The organism is Burkholderia sp. RF7-non_BP4 (genome assembly GCF_001521935.1).
Classification (GTDB): Bacteria; Pseudomonadota; Gammaproteobacteria; order Burkholderiales; family Burkholderiaceae; genus Burkholderia; species Burkholderia diffusa.
Window position 1 is genome coordinate 69,794 of record NZ_LOTA01000089.1, and the last position, 17,875, is coordinate 87,668.

Genomic DNA, 17,875 nt, shown 5'->3' on the forward strand with positions numbered 1-17,875 from the left:
CGTGCCGCAGACCTTCCTTTCCGAATCGACGGCGCCCGGCGGCGCGAAAGCATTCATCTATGCACATCCACATTCTTGGCATCTGCGGCACCTTCATGGGCGGTCTCGCCGTGCTCGCGCGCGAGGCGGGCCACACGGTGACGGGTTGCGACGCGGGCGTCTATCCGCCGATGAGCACGCAGCTCGAGGCGCAGGGCATCACGCTGATCGAGGGCTACGGCGCCGAGCAGATCGACCTGAAGCCCGACCTGTTCGTGATCGGCAACGTCGTCACGCGCGGCAACCCGCTGATGGAGGCGATCCTCGATCGCGGTCTGCCGTATGTATCGGGCCCGCAATGGCTCGGCGAGCACGTGCTGGCCGGCAAATGGGTGCTGGCGGTCGCGGGCACGCACGGCAAGACGACCACGTCGTCGATGCTCGCGTGGCTGCTGGAAGATGCCGGCCTGAACCCGGGCTTCCTGATCGGCGGCGTGCCGCTGAACTTCGGCGTGTCGGCGCGGCTGACCGATTCGAGTTTCTTCGTGATCGAGGCCGACGAATACGACACGGCGTTCTTCGACAAGCGCTCGAAGTTCGTCCACTACCGGCCGCGCACCGCGGTGCTCAACAATCTCGAGTTCGATCACGCCGACATCTTCCCGGATCTCGCCGCGATCGAAACGCAATTCCATCACCTCGTGCGCACCGTGCCGGGCGTCGGCCGGATCGTGACCAACGGCCGCTCGGACGCGCTGGAGCGCGTGCTCGCGCGCGGCTGCTGGAGCGAGGTCGAGCGCTTCGGCGTCGACGGCGGCTGGCAGGCGCTACCTGCCGAGGACGGCGTGCCGGTCGACGAGCGTTTCGCGGTGTATTTGCAGGCCGAGCGCGTCGGTGAGGTCGCGTGGCAGGTGCAGGGCGACCACAACCGGATGAACGCGCTCGCGGCGATCGCCGCCGCGCGCCACGTCGGCGTGCCGCCCGCGCAGGCCGCCGAATCCCTCGCATCGTTCCGCAACGTGAAGCGGCGCATGGAAGTGCGCGGCAGCGTGGACGGTGTGACCGTCTACGACGACTTCGCGCACCATCCGACCGCGATCGAAACGACGATCGCCGGTCTTCGTGCGCGCATCGGCCGTCAAAATTCCCGCATTCTCGCCGTGCTCGAGCCGCGTTCGAACACGATGAAGCTCGGCGTGATGAAGGCGCAACTGCCGGCAAGCCTCGCCGACGCCGACCTGGTGTTCGGCTACGGTGCCCCGACCGGGCGCGACGCGCTCGGCTGGAACCTCGGCGACGCGCTCGCGCCGCTCGGCGACAAGGCCCGCGCGTTCGACGATCTTCACCTGCTGGTGAAGTCGGTCGTCGAGGCCGCGCGCCCGGGCGACCACGTGCTCGTGATGAGCAATGGCGGCTTCGGCGGCGTGCACCAGAAGCTGCTCGACGCGCTCGGGAGCCGCGCGTGATCCTGTACCTGCACGGATTCCGGTCGTCGCCGGAGTCGCAGAAGTCGCGGCTCCTCGCCGCGCGCATGGCCGAACTCGGCCGCACGCACGAGTGGCGCTGCCCGTCGCTGTCGGTGTCGCCGCTCGAGGCGATCGCCGTCGCGGAAGCCGAGGTGGCCGGTGCGCACGACGTGACGGTCATCGGCAGCTCGCTCGGCGGCTACTACGCGACCTGGCTCGCCGAAAAGCACGGCTGGAAGGCGGTGGTGCTGAATCCGGCGATCGTGCCGCAGCGCGATCTCGAGCAGTATCTGGGCGAACAGCCGCTGTGGCACGGCGGCGGGTCGATCGTCGTCGAACGCCGTCACCTGCACGAGCTCGATGCGCTGCGCGTGCCAGCGATTTCGCGGCCCGAACGCTACTATCTGTTCGCGGCGACGGGCGACGAAGTGCTGGACTACCGCGAGATGCTCGCCCATTACCCGGGCGCGAAAACGCGCGTGATCGAAGGCAGCGATCATGGAATCAGCGAATTTGCCGACTATGTCGACGACGTTCTCGCCTTTTGCGACGAAAGAACGTCATGAACCCGGCGTCATGCCGATCGAATTCCCATCATCATGCGGCGCCGCCGATGCGGCGCCCGGCAGTCTGAACGAGAGTACTGAGTGAACGTTTTCTTCGAGGAATCGGGCAGTTTCAAGGCGGGCAGCGTGCTGTCGCGCCAGGGCGACGCATTTCAGGTCGAGTTGCCCGGCGGGCGGCGTGCGAAGGTCCGTGCAAAGGACGTGCTGATCGAATTCGAGAAGCCGGCCGCGAGCGAGCTGATGCAGGAAGCCGATACGGCCGCGCAACAGATCGACCTGGACTTCCTGTGGGAATGCGCGCCGGCCGAGGAATTCGCATATACGGCGCTCGCCTCGGAATATTTCGGCGCGACCTACGGCCCGGTCGAGCGCGCGGCGCTGGTGCTGCGGCTGCACGGCTCGCCCGTCTACTTCCGACGCAAGGGGCGCGGCCAGTATCAGCGCGCGCCGGAAGAGCAGCTCAAGATGGCGCTCGCGTCGCTCGAGCGCAAGCGCCAGCAGGCGCTCGTCCAGGCGCAGTATGAAGAGGAACTGAAGGCCGGCAAGCTGCCGGAGGCATTCGCGGGCAAGGTGCTCGGGCTGCTGACGCGGCCGGACAAGAACGCGATCGAATACAAGGCGATGGAAGCGGCCGCCGGGGCGCGCGGCGTGTCGCCGGCGCGGCTGATGCTCGACTGCGGCGGCATCGCGTCGCCGCGTGCGCTGCACGAGGCGCGCTTCCTCGCGGAATTCTTCCCGCACGGCACGGGCTTTCCCGCCGTCACGGTCGGCCCGCTGCCGGACGACCTGCCGCGCGCGGACGTCGAGGCGTTCTCGATCGACGACATCACGACGACCGAAATCGACGACGCGTTCTCGGTCGAACACCTGTCCGACGGTCGTGTGCGGGTCGGCGTGCACATCGCGGCGCCGGCGCTCGGCATCGTGCGCGGCGACGCGGTCGACGCGATCGCGCGCGCGCGCCTGTCGACCGTCTACATGCCGGGCGACAAGATCACGATGCTGCCGGACGACGTCGTCGACGTGTTCACGCTGAAGGAAGGCGATTACCGCCCGGCGCTGTCGCTGTACATCATCGTCAACCGCGAGACGCAGGAGATCGTCGCGAACGAGACGCGTGCCGAACTCGTGTTCGTGAAGAACAACCTGCGCCACAACACGCTCGACGAGCTCGTCAACGAAGAGACGCTCGCGGCCGGCACCGGCGACTACCCGCACAAGGACGACATCGCCGTGCTGTGGCCGCTCGCGCAGGCGCTGTTCGAGAAGCGCCAGGTCGCGCGCGCGGGCTACGGCCTGAAGCGCGAAGTGCAGCGCAACACCGACTACAACTTCTACGTCGAAGGCGAGCACGTGACGATCACGCCGCGTCGCCGCGGGTCGCCGCTCGACCTGATCGTGTCGGAGCTCGCGATCCTCGCGAACTCGACGTGGGGCGCGTTCCTGCACGATCACACGGTGCCCGGCATCTATCGCTCGCAGCGCGGTTTCGGCGCGCCGGGCCCGAAGCGCACGCGGATGCAGACGACGGCCGCGCCGCACGAAGGCCTCGGCGTCGCGCAGTACGCGTGGAGCACGTCGCCGCTGCGCCGCTACGTCGACCTCGTGAACCAGTGGCAGCTGCTCGCGTGCGTGCAGCACGGCGTCACCGCGAAGCTCGCCGCGCCGTTCAAGCCGAAGGACGCCGACCTGTACGCGGTCGTGCAGGGCTTCGACGACACCTATACCGCCTACGCCGACTACCAGCGCCGGATGGAGTACTTCTGGTGCCTGCGCTGGCTCGCGCAGGAGCAGAAGAAGCAGGTCGTCGCGAGCGTCGTGAAGGGCGACCTGGTGCGCCTCGAGGAAATTCCGCTGCTGCTGCACGTGCCGGGGCTCGGTGTGCATGCGCGCGGCACGCGCGTGCTGCTCGACGTGATGTCGCTCGACGAGCTGACGATCGAGGCGTCGGTGCGGCTGCTGAACGTGCTCGACGCGCCGACCGTGACGAGCGGCGACGCGGCCGACGACGAAGACGAGACCGAAGGCGGCGACGACACGCTGGTCGATGCGGAAGACGCGTCGGCGGAAGCCGAGGCCGAGGCACTGGCCGAAGCGGACGGCGCGGCGGTCGAAGGCGGCGAGGCCGCGAGCGGCAACGGCCAGGAAAGCGAAGAGAGCGAAGAGGGACGCGCATCATGAACGCAGCCGCGTCGACGAGCGGCGCCGACCGCTACGTGGTGTTCGGCAATCCGGTGGCGCACAGCAAGTCGCCGTTCATCCACGCGCAGTTCGCCGCGCAGACGGGCGAGGCGATCGTCTACGAGCACCGGCTCGCGCCGCTCGACGGTTTCGAGGCCGCCGTGCGCGCATTCATCGTCGAAGGCGGGCGCGGCGCGAACGTGACGGTGCCGTTCAAGCTCGACGCGCACGCGCTCGCCGACACGCTGTCGCCGCGCGCGGCGGCGGCGGGCGCGGTCAACACGCTGCGCATCGAAGCCGACGGCCGCATCTACGGCGACAACACGGACGGCGTCGGCCTCGTGCGCGACATCGAATCGAATCTCGGCGTGTCGCTCGCGGGTGCGCGCATCCTGCTGCTCGGCGCGGGCGGCGCGGCGCGTGGCGTCGTGTTGCCGATGCTCGAGCGCGCGCCGCTGTCGATCACGATCGTGAACCGCACCGCGAGCAAGGCCGAGGCGCTCGTCGGTCAGTTCACGCAGGCCGCGCACGATGCGGGCTGCGTGCTGTCGGGCGGCGGCCCGGACACCGTGCGTGCGGAACCGTACGACGTGATCGTCAACGCGACGGCCGGCAGCCTCGACGCGGCGCTGCCGGAGTGCGACGCGGCCGCGTTCGGCGCGGGCACGCTCGCGTACGACATGATGTACGGCGCGCAGCCGACCGTGTTCATGCAGCATGCGGCGTCGCTCGGCGCACGCACGGCCGACGGGCTCGGGATGCTGGTCGAGCAGGCGGCCGAATCGTTCTTCATCTGGCGCGGCGTGCGGCCGGACGGCGCACCGGTGCTGGCCGCGCTGCGCCAGGCGCTCGCGGCGGCCTGACCGGAGCGCGGCAGGTGGTGGCGGTAAGCGGTACGCAGCGCACACGGACGATCAGCCCGACCCGCTGGATCGTCTATGCGGGTTCGGTGTTCGCGGGCGCGTGGCTCGCGACGCAGCTGTTCTATCTCGTGCAGATCGCGCTGTGGTCGCTCATCAATCCGGGTTCCACCGCGTTCATGCGGACCGACGCGTGGTGGCTGTCGCGCGACAATCCGCCCGCGCGGATCCAGCACCAGTGGGTGCCGTACGACCAGATCTCGCGCAACCTGAAGCGCGCGCTGATCGCGTCGGAGGATTCGACCTTCGCGACCAACAACGGCTACGACGTCGACGCGATCCTGCAGGCGTGGGAGAAGAACAAGGCGCGCGGCCGGATCGTCGCGGGCGGTTCGACGATCACGCAGCAACTCGCGCGCAATCTGTTCCTGTCGCGCGAGAAGAGCTACATCCGCAAGGGGCAGGAGCTGATCATCACGTGGATGCTCGAGACGGTGCTCGACAAGGAGCGAATCTTCGAGATCTACCTGAATTCCGTCGAATGGGGCCGCGGCGTGTACGGTGCCGAGGCCGCCGCCCGCTATTACTACAGGATTCCCGCGAGCCGGCTCGGCGCGTGGCAGTCGGCGCGCCTCGCGGTGATGCTGCCGAAGCCGCGCTGGTTCGACGCGCACCGCGGCTCGGCGTACCAGGCGCAGCGCGCGGCCGTGATCGCCCGCCGGATGGGCGCGGCCGAACTTCCGCAATCGCAGTGAGCGGCGCGCCCGCGCCGTCACATTGTCCGTTCCGTCGCCGGCGCGCCATTGGTGCGCTGCAGCGCATTCATGTCGCCCGCATTTCGGGACATATCCATTAGACGAATTCGTCTATTTCGCTTTACTGAGCAATGCCCGCCCGCGCGGGATTTTGTTTGCCGATATGGCACGAAATCCGCGCGGTTTTAGTGTTTCCGGGTAAACGCGAAAGCAGTTGAAAGGCTGCCGAAAAACAATGGTTCGGCAATCGAAGCATTCCTGAAAGGTGTGCACCGCACCGCACGTCGCTCGAATATTTCCAAATTTTTCAAAGCCCACCCGCTCACGTATATTGGCCAGCGCCTCGGCTTATCGGCCGCAATCGAGGCGGGGGGCGGCTTACCCGGCTGCTCGACACAAAAAACATTCGAGAGAAGGAAAGCAACGATGCCAGCGAGCAAAGCGAAGCTGTTGTTGGGAGTTGTGTTCTCTTCGCTGATTCTGACGGCCTGCAACGACGACATGACGTCGTCCTCCGCAGCAGGTACCGACAATTCAGCCGATCCCGCCGCTCAGGTGGACAAGCCGTACAACGATCCCAACAGTTATTCGTCGAGCGCGACCGCGTCGCTCGACGCGTCCGCCGCGGTCGAAAAGGCCGCCGTCACCCATCACCAGATCACGCTGAACGGCAAGACGATTCGCTACACGGCCACCGCCGGCCACCTCGTCGCGCGCAATCCGCAGACGGGCGCGCCCGAAGCATCGTTCTTCTACGTCGCGTACACCGCCGACAACCAGCCCGCGGCGAAGCGGCGCGTCACGTTCCTGTACAACGGCGGTCCCGGCTCCGCATCGGTGTGGCTCCATCTCGGCTCGTTCGGTCCGAAGCGGATCCAGACCGGCGACCCGAACGCGAACGCGTCGACGTTCCCGTTCGTCGACAACGCGGAAAGCCTGCTCGATACGACCGACCTCGTGTTCGTCGATGCGATCGGCACCGGCTTCTCGGAGGCGATCGCGCCGAACACGAACCAGACGTTCTGGGGCGTCGACCAGGACGGCGGCGCGTTCCGCGACTTCGTGACGCGCTACATCGCCGTGAACCAGCGCGACACTTCGCCGAAATACCTGTTCGGCGAGTCGTACGGCACGCCGCGCACCGACGTGCTCGCGAACCTGCTCGAGACGGCCGGCGTGAAGCTCGACGGCATCGTGCTGCAGTCGTCGATCCTGAACTACAACGCGAACTGCGACATGGCGAGCGACTATGTCGGCAACTCGAACAACGGGGCGAGCCCCGTGAGTTGCGCGGGCTTCGTGCCGTCCTACGGCACCGTCGGCGCGTACTACCAGCTCGACAACCCGAACCCGTCGAGCCTGCCGCAATACGCGGACCAGATGCGCCAGCTGACGGCCGGCAGTTACGTGCCCGCCGTGAACGCGTATCTCGCGAGCCACACGCCGCCCCCGCCGACGCTCGTCACGACGATGGTGAATTCGACCGGCGTGAAGCAGTCGCTGTGGAACGCGGACTTCAACGTCGTCCCGACCTTCTTCGACAACAGCTTCCAGGTGTCGCTGATCCCGGGCACGCTGATCGGCCGCTACGACGCACGCGTGAACGTGCCGTCGTCGAGCCCGCTCGCGGCGGACGGCGACCCGTCGAGCACGTTCATCACGAAGCCGTTCAGCGACACGATCGGCAGCTACCTGCCGAACGTGCTGAAGTACAGCGCGCAGTCGGCGTATTCGCTCAGCAGCAATGCGATCCAGACCTGGGACTGGACGCACGACGGCCTCGCGATGCCCGACACGATTCCCGATCTCGCGGCTGCGCTGACGCTGAATCCGTCGCTGAAGGTGCTGTCGCTGAACGGGTATCACGACATCGCGACGCCGTTCTACCAGACCGAGCTCGACCTCGCGCGGCTCGGCTCGCAACCGAACCTGACGATCAAGGACTATCAGGGTGGACACATGGTCTATCTCGACGATACGTCGCGTCCGCAGGAGAAAGCCGACCTTGTGACTTTCTACAACGCGGCCGCGCACTGATGCGATGTGCGGGCCTGGCGACGCGCGCCCGTGGCGGCGCCGTTCGCCGGCCGCCGACGACCTCATTCCAGACTGGAGCCTGACATGAAGAAACGTTTCATCGTCGTTGCCGCCGCGCTCGCGTGCGCCGGCGTTGCAGCATCCGCATCGGTGTCCGCGTTCGCGCAGGCGAGCGACGCCGCCACCCCGGCGCGCGCGCGCCAAGCGCAGCTCGGCGATCCGTACGTGCCGCCGGCCGCGCGCAAGCCGACCGCCGGCACGCAGACGACGGGCGCCGCGCTGCACGCGCAGGTGGTGCGCAAGCTCGCGCGGCAGTTCGGCGCGGCCGATACGCAGAACACCGGCTCGATCACCGAAGCGCAGGCGCGCGCGGCCGGCCTCGGCTATGTCGCGAATCACTTCCGGCAGATCGACGCGAGCGGTAGCGGTCGCGTGTCGTTCTCCGACGTGCAGCGCTACATGCAGGCGCGCAGCACGAACCAGCAGTAAGCGCGGCGCGCGTGACCAACACGGGGGCGGAACCCGCGACGTGTCGGGTTCCGCCCCCGTGCGCATGGAGCGGCCGTTTCGCGACGGCCGCCGCAGCACTTTGCCGATTTATCTCATTATCTGGACAACGCATTCAAATATTGGAGGCGAATGCGTGCGCTCCTACAATCCGAAGCACATCGACAGCTTCGGACCCACGCATCGCGCGGCGCCCGACGCACACGGAGACACATTCCATGAAGTTCGCCGGGCGCTTTCCTCGGTGCATCGACCGCCGCGTTGCCACGACGCCCGACCTCGTTCCGGCGTCGCGACAGCGGCTTCCCCGATTCCGCTGAAGAAGCACGTTCCATGACCAAGATGCCCGATTCCCTTGCTCTAGACGCCCGGCGCGCGACGCCGGACGATGCGCCGCTCACCGACACCATCGGCGCGACCAGCACGCCGCTCGACCTCGCCGCGCAGCAAGCCGGCACGCAGACGCTGTTGCGCGGCCTCGCGATCCTCGAAGCGATCGCGAACGGCGCGCGCGACATGCGTGCGATCGGCGCCGCGCTCGGCACGACGCGCAGCACGACGCACCGTCTCGTCAGCAGCCTCGTGCAGGCGCGCTACCTGCGCCAGGTGCAGGGCGGCTATCTGCTCGGCCCGAAGCTGATCGAGCTCGGCACGATCGCGCTCGAGCAGATGCCGCTCACGGCGGTCGCGCGGCCGCACCTCGAGGCACTCGCCGAAGCGACGCTCGACACGATCCACCTCGGCGTGCGCGACGGCGACGACGTGCTGTACATCGACAAGATCCCCGGCACGCGCGGCCTCGAGATGCGCTCGCGTGTCGGCCACCGGATGCCGCTCGCCTCGACCGGCATCGGCAAGGCGATGATGCTCGACCTCGATCCGGACCTGTGGCGCTCGTTGTTCGAAGCCGCGCGGCGCGCGCTGGCCGGCGTCAACTTCAAGCCGGACAACCGGCCCGAGACGAGCGCGTTCCTGCAGCGCATGGCGCATTACGCGGCCGGCGGCTACACGTTCGACCTCGAGGAAAACGAGGCGTCGATCCGCTGCGTGGCCGCGCCGATCCGTGACGCGTCGGGCGCGATCGTCGCGGCCGTATCGGTCGCGAGCACGATTCCGTACATGCCGCACGACCGGATGGACGAACTGATTCCGCTCGTGCAGCGCGAAGCGCGAGCCATTTCCGCGGAACTGGGCTGGAGCCCGCCGCAGGGTACCCGCAGGATCAAACGATGACCAATTCGACCCGGACCGCTCCGGACGCCTCCTGCGCCGCACCGTCGCTGATCGCGCTCGACTGGGGCACGACGTCGCTGCGCGCGTATCTGTTCGACGCGCACGGTGCGCTGCTCGACACGCGCAGCCGTGCCGCGGGCGTGATGCACGTGCCGGCCGGCGGCGCGCGTGCGTTCGACGTCGTGTTCGAGGAAGCGTGCGGCGACTGGCTCGACCGCGCGCCGGGCGTGCCGGTGCTGGCAGCGGGGATGGTCGGCAGCGCGCAGGGCTGGCGCGAGGCGCCGTACGTCCAGGTGCCGGCCGGCGCCGACGCGCTCGTCGCGGGGCTCGTCACGGTGACGACGTCGCGCGGTACGACGGTGTCGATCGTGCCGGGCGTGATCGCGACGGGCGACTTGCCCGACGTGATGCGCGGCGAAGAAACGCAGATATTCGGCGCACTCGCGAACGATCCCATGCTTGATGCAGATCGTTCAGGCGTACTGATCGGCTTGCCGGGCACGCATGCGAAATGGGCATGGGTGAAGGACGGGCTCATCGAGCGCTTCCAGACCTTCATGACCGGCGAGCTGTTCGCGGCGCTGCGCGATCACACGATCCTCGGCCGCACGATGCGCGCGAGCGAATCGCCCGACCGCGCGGCATTCGCGCGCGGTGTCGCGGTGGCACGCGGCGCGCAGCGCGCGGGGCTGCTCGCGACGATCTTCAGCACGCGCACGCTCGGCCTGACCGACCGGCTCGCGCCCGATGCGCAGGGCGATTACCTGTCCGGCCTGCTGATCGGCCATGAGCTGAACGCGCTCGACGCGATGCTCGCGGAGCGCGGTGTCGCGCTCGCGAACCAGCCGCTGCTGCTGATCGGCGACGACGGATTGTGCGCGCGCTACGTCGACGCGTTGAGCGTGTTCGGCTGCACGCACGCGCGCGTCGTCGCGCAGGCGACGGAGCGCGGCTTGTGGTGGATCGCGTCGCGAGCCGGGCTCGTGCGCGCGGACGGCGAGCCCGTCTGCGCCGACCAGTGAACCGATTGAAGAGGAACCGTCGATGTCGTCCGACCTTACGCTGCCCGCACCGTACACGCCGCACGCCGCGCTGATGCGCGCTTTCGACGCGTGTCCGCTGATCGCGATCATGCGCGGCATCACGCCCGCCGAAGCGGCCGACCACGGCCTTGCGCTGCACGAAGCGGGCTTCCGGATCGTCGAGGTGCCGCTCAACTCGCCGGATCCGTTCGGCAGTATTGCGGCGCTGCGCCGCGCGCTGCCCGACGACATGATCGTCGGCGCCGGCACCGTGCTGCGCGCCGAGCATGTCGACCGCGTGCAGGACGCGGGCGGCACGCTGATCGTGATGCCGCACAGCGACGCGGCCGTGATCCGCCGTGCACGCGAGCGCGGGCTCGCGAGCGCACCGGGCGTCGCGACGCCGACCGAGGCGTTCGCCGCGCTCGCGAACGGCGCCGACGTGCTGAAGATGTTCCCGGCCGAGCAGCTCGGCGTGGCCGTCGTGAAGGCATGGCGCGCGGTGATCGACCGCGCGGTGCCGCTGATTCCGGTCGGCGGAATTTCCCCGGACAACATGCAGCCGTTCCTCGCGGCCGGCGCCAACGGCTTCGGGCTCGGTTCGGCGCTGTACCGGCCCGGCCAGTCGGCGGACGAGACCGCGGCGAACGCGCGCGCGTTCCAGGCCGGCCTGCGCGCGGCGCGCGGCGGAGCCGCATGATGGGACGTCTCGCGGGCAAGGTCGCGATGGTGACGGGCGCGGGCCGCGGGATCGGCGCCGCGATCGCGCGGGCGTTCGCGCGCGAGGGCGCGGCCGTCGCGCTCGTCGACCTCGACTTCCCGCAAGCGCAGCGCACGGCCGCGGCGATCGCCGACGACATCGACGGCGCGCGCGTGCTGCCGCTGCTTGCGGACGTCACGCGGCAGGATTCGGTGCGCGACGCGCTCGCGCAGACCGAGGCCGCATTCGGCCCGCTCGACGTGCTGGTGAACAATGCCGGCATCAACGTATTCGCCGATCCGCTGACGATGACGAACGAAGACTGGCGCCGCTGCTTCGCGGTCGACCTCGACGGCGTGTGGCACGGCTGCCGCGCGGCGCTGCCGGGGATGGTCGAACGCGGTCGCGGCAGCATCGTGAACATCGCGTCGACGCATGCGTTCCGGATCATCCCGGGCTGCTTTCCGTACCCGGTCGCGAAACACGGCGTGCTGGGCCTCACGCGTGCGCTCGGCATCGAATACGCGGCGCGCAACGTGCGCGTGAACGCGATCGCGCCCGGCTACATCGAGACGCAGCTCACGCGCGACTGGTGGGACGCGCAGGCCGACCCGGCCGCGGCGCGCGCCGAGACGCTCGCGCTGCAGCCGATGAAGCGGATCGGCAAACCGGAGGAAGTCGCGATGACGGCCGTGTTCCTCGCGTCCGACGAGGCACCGTTCATCAATGCCGCGTGCATCACCGTCGACGGCGGGCGCGCGGCGCTGTACCACGACTGACGCAACGATTCGACAGACCGCACGTGCGACGGCCGCGCGCACGCTGCGTCGAAACCAACAAGCGGCTGCATTCCGTTCGATGAAGACAAGGAGACACTGGAGATGAAACGCAGAACCTTCGTAACGCTGGCCGCGGCGGCGGCAGTGGTGATCGGCAGCCCGGTCGCGCATGCGGCCGACCCGGTCAAGATCGGCTTCCTGGTGAAGCAGCCGGAAGAGCCGTGGTTCCAGGACGAATGGAAGTTCGCCGAGATCGCGGCGAAGAACAAGGGCTTCACGCTCGTGAAGATCGGCGCGCCGTCGGGCGAGAAGGTGATGAGCGCGATCGACAACCTGTCCGCGCAGAAGGCGCAGGGCTTCATCATCTGCACGCCCGACGTGAAGCTCGGGCCGGGCATCGTCGCGAAGGCGAAGTCGCACAACCTGAAGATGATGACGGTCGACGACCGCCTCGTCGACGGCGCGGGCAAGCCGATCGATGCGGTGCCGCACATGGGGATCTCCGCGTACAACATCGGCAAGCAGGTCGGCGACGGCATCGCGGCCGAGATCAAGAAGCGCGGCTGGGACATGAAGGACGTCGGCGCGATCGACATCACCTACGAGCAGCTGCCGACCGCGCACGACCGCACGAGCGGCGCGACCGACGCGCTGGTGGCGGCCGGCTTCCCGAAGGCGAACGTGATCGCGGCGCCGCAGGCGAAGACCGACACCGAGAACGCGTTCAACGCGGCGAACATCGCGCTCACCAAGAACCCGCAGTTCAAGCACTGGGTCGCGTACGGCCTGAACGACGAGGCCGTGCTCGGCGCGGTGCGCGCGGCGGAAGGACGCGGCTTCAAGGCGGACAACATGATCGGCATCGGCATCGGCGGTTCCGATTCGGCGCTGAACGAGTTCAAGAAGCCGCAGCCGACGGGCTTCTACGGCACCGTGATCATCAGCCCGAAGCGCCACGGCGAGGAAACCTCGGACCTGATGTACGCGTGGATCACGCAGGGCAAGGCACCGCCGGCGCTGACGCTGACGACGGGCATGCTCGCGACGCGCGACAACGTGTCGAAGGTGCGCGAGGAGATGGGGCTCGCATCGAAGTAAGCGGCCCGCCGGCTGCCGCGGCGATGCGGCGGCCGGCGATCGATGGAACTGGAAGCAGGGAGACGACGTGTCAGCGGCACTGCGTTTTGACAATATCGGCAAGGTATTTCCCGGCGTGCGCGCACTCGACGGCATCTCGTTCGACGTGCACGCGGGCGAGGTGCATGGCCTGATGGGCGAGAACGGCGCGGGCAAGTCGACGCTGCTGAAGATTCTCGGCGGCGAATACCAGCCCGATGCGGGCAGCGTGCTGGTCGACGGCCAGCCCGTGCATTTTTCGAGTGCGGCCGCGTCGATCGCGGCCGGCATTGCGGTGATTCACCAGGAGCTGCAGTACGTGCCCGACCTGACGGTCGCGGAGAACCTGCTGCTCGGCCGCCTGCCGAATGCGCTCGGCTGGGTGAGGAAGGGCGAGGCGAAGCGCCATGTGCGCGAGCGGCTTGCCGCGATGGGCGTCGATCTCGATCCCGACGCGAAACTCGGGCGGCTGTCGATCGCGCAGCGGCAGATGGTCGAGATCTGCAAGGCGCTGATGCGCAACGCGCGCGTGATCGCGCTCGACGAACCGACGAGCTCGCTGTCGCATCGCGAGACCGAGGTGCTGTTCAAGCTCGTCGACGATCTGCGCGCGCAGGGCCGCGCGCTGATCTACATCTCGCACCGGATGGACGAGATCTACCGGCTGTGCGATGCGTGCACGATCTTTCGCGACGGGCGCAAGATCGCGTCGCACGAATCGCTCGCCGACGTGCCGCGCGAGCGGCTGGTCGCCGAGATGGTCGGGCGCGAGATCGCGGACATTTATCACTACGCGCCGCGTGCGCTCGGCGACGTGCGGTTTTCGGCCGAAGGCGTCGACGGCCCCGCGTTGCGCGAACCCGCGAGCTTCTCGGTGCGCGCGGGCGAGATCGTCGGCTTCTTCGGGCTGGTCGGCGCGGGGCGCAGCGAACTGATGCGGCTCGTGTACGGCGCGGACCGTCGGCGCGCGGGCGCGCTGACGCTCGACGGCAAGCGCATCGACGTGAAGCGCACCGGCGACGCGATTCGTCACGGCATCGTGCTGTGCCCGGAAGACCGCAAGGAGGAAGGGATCATCGCGATGGCGTCGGTCGCGGAGAACATCAACATCAGCTGCCGCCGACATTCGCTGCGCGCGGGCCTGTTCATCGACCGCAAGACCGAAAGCGAAACGGCCGACCGCTTCATCCAGCGGCTGAAGATCAAGACGCCGAACCGGCGGCAGAAGATCCGCTTCCTGTCCGGCGGCAACCAGCAGAAGGCGATCCTGTCGCGCTGGCTCGCGGAGCCCGACCTGAAGGTCGTGATCCTCGACGAACCGACGCGCGGCATCGACGTCGGCGCGAAGCACGAGATCTACGACGTGATCTACCGGCTCGCGGAGCGCGGCTGCGCGATCGTGATGGTGTCGTCGGAACTGCCGGAAGTGCTCGGCGTGTCCGACCGCATCGTCGTGATGCGCGAAGGCCGCATCGCGGGCGAGCTGCCGCGCGAGCAGGCGAACGAGCATGCGGTGCTGAGCCTCGCGCTGCCGCAGACGAGCGTCGTCGAGGCGGCTGACGCAGCGTGAGGTCGCCACGGGCGGCGCACGACATTCGAATCGATCAAGCGCGGCGCGGGCCGCGCGATGCAGGAGCAGGAGACACAACCATGCAAGTCAGGGAAAACCTCGCCAGCGCAGCCGTGAAGCCGTCGGCCGACGCGCTGGTCCCCCAGCAGAGCGACCGCCAGAAGTGGTGGCAGCACCTCACCGAATACAGCCTGATCGCGATCTTCGCGGTGATGTTCTTGACGATGTCGCTGACGGTCGATCACTTCTTCTCGATCGACAACATGCTCGGCCTCGCGCTGTCGATCTCGCAGATCGGGATGGTCGCGTGCACGATGATGTTCTGTCTGGCCTCGCGCGACTTCGACCTGTCGATCGGCTCGACCGTCGCGTTCTCGGGCGTGCTGTGCGCGATGGTGCTGAATGCGACCGACAACACGTTCGTCGCGATCGTCGCGGCGGTCGCGGCCGGGGCGGCGATCGGCTTCGTGAACGGCGCGGTGATCGCGTACCTGCGCATCAATGCGCTGATCACGACGCTCGCGACGATGGAAATCGTGCGCGGGCTCGGCTTCATCGTGTCGAAGGGGCAGGCGGTCGGCGTGTCGTCGGATACGTTCATCGCGCTCGGCGGGCTGTCGCTCTTCGGCGTCTCGCTGCCGATCTGGGTCACGCTCATGTGCTTCATCGTGTTCGGCGTGCTGCTGAACCAGACCGTGTACGGCCGCAACACGCTCGCGATCGGCGGCAACCCCGAGGCGTCGCGCCTCGCGGGGATCAACGTCGAACGCACGCGCGTGTACATCTTCCTGATCCAGGGCGCGGTGACGGCGCTCGCCGGCGTGATCCTCGCATCGCGCATCACGTCGGGCCAGCCGAACGCGGCGCAGGGCTTCGAGCTGAACGTGATCTCCGCGTGCGTGCTCGGCGGCGTGTCGCTGATGGGCGGCCGCGCGACGATCTCGGGCGTCGTGATCGGCGTGCTGATCATGGGCACCGTCGAGAACGTGATGAACCTGTTGAACATCGACGCGTTCTACCAGTACCTGGTGCGCGGCGCGATCCTGCTCGCGGCCGTGCTGCTCGACCAGCTAAAGAACCGCGGCGTACGCGACTGACCGATTCCACGGAGACGATTCGCATGACCATCGAAACTTCCGCGCAGGATCCGCGCGCCGCGAGCGACGCGCGCTATGCGCGCTACCCGAGCCTGGAGGATCGCGCGGTGCTGATCACGGGCGGCGCGACCGGAATCGGCGCGGCGTTCGTCGAGCACTTCGCGCGGCAGGGCGCGCGCGTGGCGTTCGTCGATCTCGACGCGCACGCGGGCCAGGCGCTTGCGGAAAACCTCGCGCAGGCGCCGGACGTGCGCCACGCGCCGCTGTTCATCCCGTGCGACCTGACCGACATCGACGCGCTGCGCCATGCGATCGACGCGATCCGCGCGCGCATCGGCGCGATCGCGGTGCTCGTGAACAACGCGGCGAACGACACGCGCCACGCGATCGGCGACGTGACGCCCGAATCGTTCGACGCGGGCATCGCGGTGAACCTGCGCCATCAGTTCTTCGCCGCGCAGGCGGTGATCGACGACATGAAGCAGCGCGGCGGCGGCGCGATCATCAATCTCGGTTCGATCAGCTGGATGCTGAAGAACGGCGGCTACCCCGTCTACGTGATGGCGAAGGCGGCCGTGCAGGGCCTCACGCGCGGGCTCGCGCGCGATCTCGGCCCGTTCGGGATCCGCGTGAATTCGCTGGTGCCCGGCTGGGTGATGACCGACAAGCAGCGCAGGCTGTGGCTCGACGACGCGGGCCGCGCGGCGATCAAGGCCGGCCAGTGCATCGACGCCGAGCTGCTGCCGGACGATCTCGCGCGCATGGCGCTGTTTCTCGCGGCCGACGACAGCCGGATGATCACCGCGCAGGACGTGGTGGTCGACGGCGGCTGGGCCTGATTGCCGAGGTTCGCGTTCGCGCGGCACCGCGCGACGACCCGTATCGCTTCATCGACGAAGGAAAGGAGCTCACCATGACCGCCACGTCCTCGCGCGCATCGTCGTCGTCCACGAGCCAGTCGCGCCGCGCGCGCCTGGCTGCCGCCGCGCAGCCGGTCAGCGCCGGCCCGCAGACCGCCGCGTTCGCGCAGGGCGTCGGCGCCGCGCATGCGGCGGCCGTCACGCTGTCGAACGCGTCGCTGCGGCTCGACGTGCTGCCGCACCTGGGCGGCGGCATCGCGCGCTTCGACTGGCGCGGCGACCACGGCGCGCTGGTGCCGGTGTTCCGGCGGTGCGAGCACCCGGAAACGGCGACGGATCCGAACGCGCTCGCGTGTTATCCGCTGCTGCCGTACTCGAACCGGATCGGCAACGGCCGCTTCGAATGCGACGGACGCAGCGTCGCGGTGCCGCGCAACCGCCGCGACGAGCCGCTGCCGATTCACGGCGACGGCTGGCTCGCGCCGTGGCAGGTGGACGACGCGACCGACACGACGCTGCAGCTGTCGCTCGATCGCGCGAGCGGCGCGCCGTACGCGTTTCGCGCGATCCAGTCGTTCGCGCTCGACGACACGACGCTGTCGATCGCGCTGACGATCGAAAACGCGGGGCGTGCACGGCTGCCGTTCGGGCTCGGCCTGCATCCGTTCCTCGTGCGCGACGACGCGACCGAGCTGGCCGCGGCCGCGGGCGGCCTGTGGCTGTCGGGCACGGATTTTCTGCCGGTGCGGCACGTGAGCGTGCCGCCGGCCTGGCAGTTCGGCGTCGCGTATCCGTTGCCGGCGACGCTCGTCAATCATGCGTTCACCGGCTGGGGCGGCCACGCGACGGTAAGCTGGCCGCGCCGCGGGCTGTTGCTGACGATCGCGGCCGACGCCGATTCGTATGTGCTCTATACGCCGCCCGGCGAACATTTCTTCTGCTTCGAGCCGGTCGATCATCCGATCAATGCGGTGAACCTGCCGGGCGGCGCGGCCGCGCACGGGATGACGCTGCTCGCGCCGGGCGAGCGGCTCACGCGGCGTTTCGCGTTCACCGTCGAACGGTCCGATGCGCGCATCGACGCCGCCGCGCGCGAAGGACGCCGGCGACGCGGGTAAAATACGCGGTCTACCAACGGTTTGCCGCG

At 68.6% G+C, this 17,875-nt stretch carries 16 protein-coding genes; all 16 read left to right on the forward strand.

Features of this window, described 5'->3' with window-relative positions; translation table 11 throughout:
- Positions 1-59: 59 nt before the first annotated feature.
- Positions 60-1,445, forward strand: coding sequence for a UDP-N-acetylmuramate:L-alanyl-gamma-D-glutamyl-meso-diaminopimelate ligase (gene mpl, locus WS49_RS27610; protein WP_059535231.1), 1,386 nt, complete (start codon positions 60-62; stop codon positions 1,443-1,445).
- The gene (locus WS49_RS27615; RefSeq protein WP_059535233.1) at positions 1,442-2,011 is read left to right on the forward strand and encodes a YqiA/YcfP family alpha/beta fold hydrolase; all 570 of its coding nucleotides are present in this window, start codon (positions 1,442-1,444) and stop codon (positions 2,009-2,011) included. Before mpl ends, WS49_RS27615 begins: the two co-directional genes overlap by 4 nt.
- Before the next feature lie 81 nt (positions 2,012-2,092).
- Entirely contained in the window at positions 2,093-4,192 is a 2,100-nt protein-coding gene (locus WS49_RS27620; RefSeq protein WP_059535235.1) for an RNB domain-containing ribonuclease, read from the forward strand.
- Entirely contained in the window at positions 4,189-5,055 is an 867-nt protein-coding gene (gene aroE, locus WS49_RS27625) for a shikimate dehydrogenase (protein ID WP_059535236.1), read from the forward strand. The genes WS49_RS27620 and aroE overlap by 4 nt, the downstream gene beginning before the upstream one ends.
- Before the next feature lie 14 nt (positions 5,056-5,069).
- Positions 5,070-5,807 carry a monofunctional biosynthetic peptidoglycan transglycosylase gene (mtgA, locus tag WS49_RS27630; RefSeq protein ID WP_059535238.1) on the forward strand — a complete coding sequence of 246 codons (738 nt, stop codon included), beginning with the start codon at positions 5,070-5,072 and terminating at the stop codon, positions 5,805-5,807.
- 426 nt (positions 5,808-6,233) lie between these two features.
- Complete coding sequence (locus WS49_RS27635) at positions 6,234-7,844, forward strand: S10 family peptidase (protein ID WP_059535240.1); 1,611 nt, start codon at positions 6,234-6,236, stop codon at positions 7,842-7,844.
- Positions 7,845-7,928: 84 nt separating this feature from the next.
- Positions 7,929-8,333, forward strand: a complete 405-nt coding sequence (locus tag WS49_RS27640; protein WP_059535242.1) for a hypothetical protein — start codon at positions 7,929-7,931, stop codon at positions 8,331-8,333.
- A gap of 351 nt (positions 8,334-8,684) precedes the next feature.
- Positions 8,685-9,584, forward strand: a complete 900-nt coding sequence (locus tag WS49_RS27645; RefSeq protein ID WP_059465354.1) for an IclR family transcriptional regulator — start codon at positions 8,685-8,687, stop codon at positions 9,582-9,584.
- Positions 9,581-10,606, forward strand: a complete 1,026-nt coding sequence (locus WS49_RS27650) for a 2-dehydro-3-deoxygalactonokinase (RefSeq protein WP_059535244.1) — start codon at positions 9,581-9,583, stop codon at positions 10,604-10,606. Before WS49_RS27645 ends, WS49_RS27650 begins: the two co-directional genes overlap by 4 nt.
- Positions 10,607-10,628: 22 nt before the next feature.
- Entirely contained in the window at positions 10,629-11,306 is a 678-nt protein-coding gene (locus WS49_RS27655; RefSeq protein ID WP_059535246.1) for a 2-dehydro-3-deoxy-6-phosphogalactonate aldolase, read from the forward strand.
- Positions 11,306-12,085 (forward strand): SDR family oxidoreductase, encoded by a 780-nt coding sequence (locus tag WS49_RS27660; protein WP_059535500.1) that lies wholly within the window; start codon positions 11,306-11,308, stop codon positions 12,083-12,085. The genes WS49_RS27655 and WS49_RS27660 overlap by 1 nt, the downstream gene beginning before the upstream one ends.
- A 102-nt stretch (positions 12,086-12,187) precedes the next feature.
- Positions 12,188-13,183, forward strand: coding sequence for an arabinose ABC transporter substrate-binding protein (locus WS49_RS27665; RefSeq protein WP_059535248.1), 996 nt, complete (start codon positions 12,188-12,190; stop codon positions 13,181-13,183).
- Positions 13,184-13,250: 67 nt separating this feature from the next.
- Positions 13,251-14,771, forward strand: a complete 1,521-nt coding sequence (gene araG / locus WS49_RS27670) for an L-arabinose ABC transporter ATP-binding protein AraG (RefSeq protein WP_059535249.1) — start codon at positions 13,251-13,253, stop codon at positions 14,769-14,771.
- A gap of 80 nt (positions 14,772-14,851) precedes the next feature.
- Positions 14,852-15,868, forward strand: coding sequence for an L-arabinose ABC transporter permease AraH (gene araH, locus WS49_RS27675; RefSeq protein WP_059510986.1), 1,017 nt, complete (start codon positions 14,852-14,854; stop codon positions 15,866-15,868).
- Positions 15,869-15,891: 23 nt separating this feature from the next.
- Positions 15,892-16,707, forward strand: a complete 816-nt coding sequence (locus tag WS49_RS27680; RefSeq protein ID WP_059535251.1) for an SDR family NAD(P)-dependent oxidoreductase — start codon at positions 15,892-15,894, stop codon at positions 16,705-16,707.
- A gap of 74 nt (positions 16,708-16,781) precedes the next feature.
- Positions 16,782-17,846 (forward strand): aldose 1-epimerase, encoded by a 1,065-nt coding sequence (locus tag WS49_RS27685; RefSeq protein ID WP_059535253.1) that lies wholly within the window; start codon positions 16,782-16,784, stop codon positions 17,844-17,846.
- The last annotated feature ends 29 nt before the right edge of the window (positions 17,847-17,875 follow it).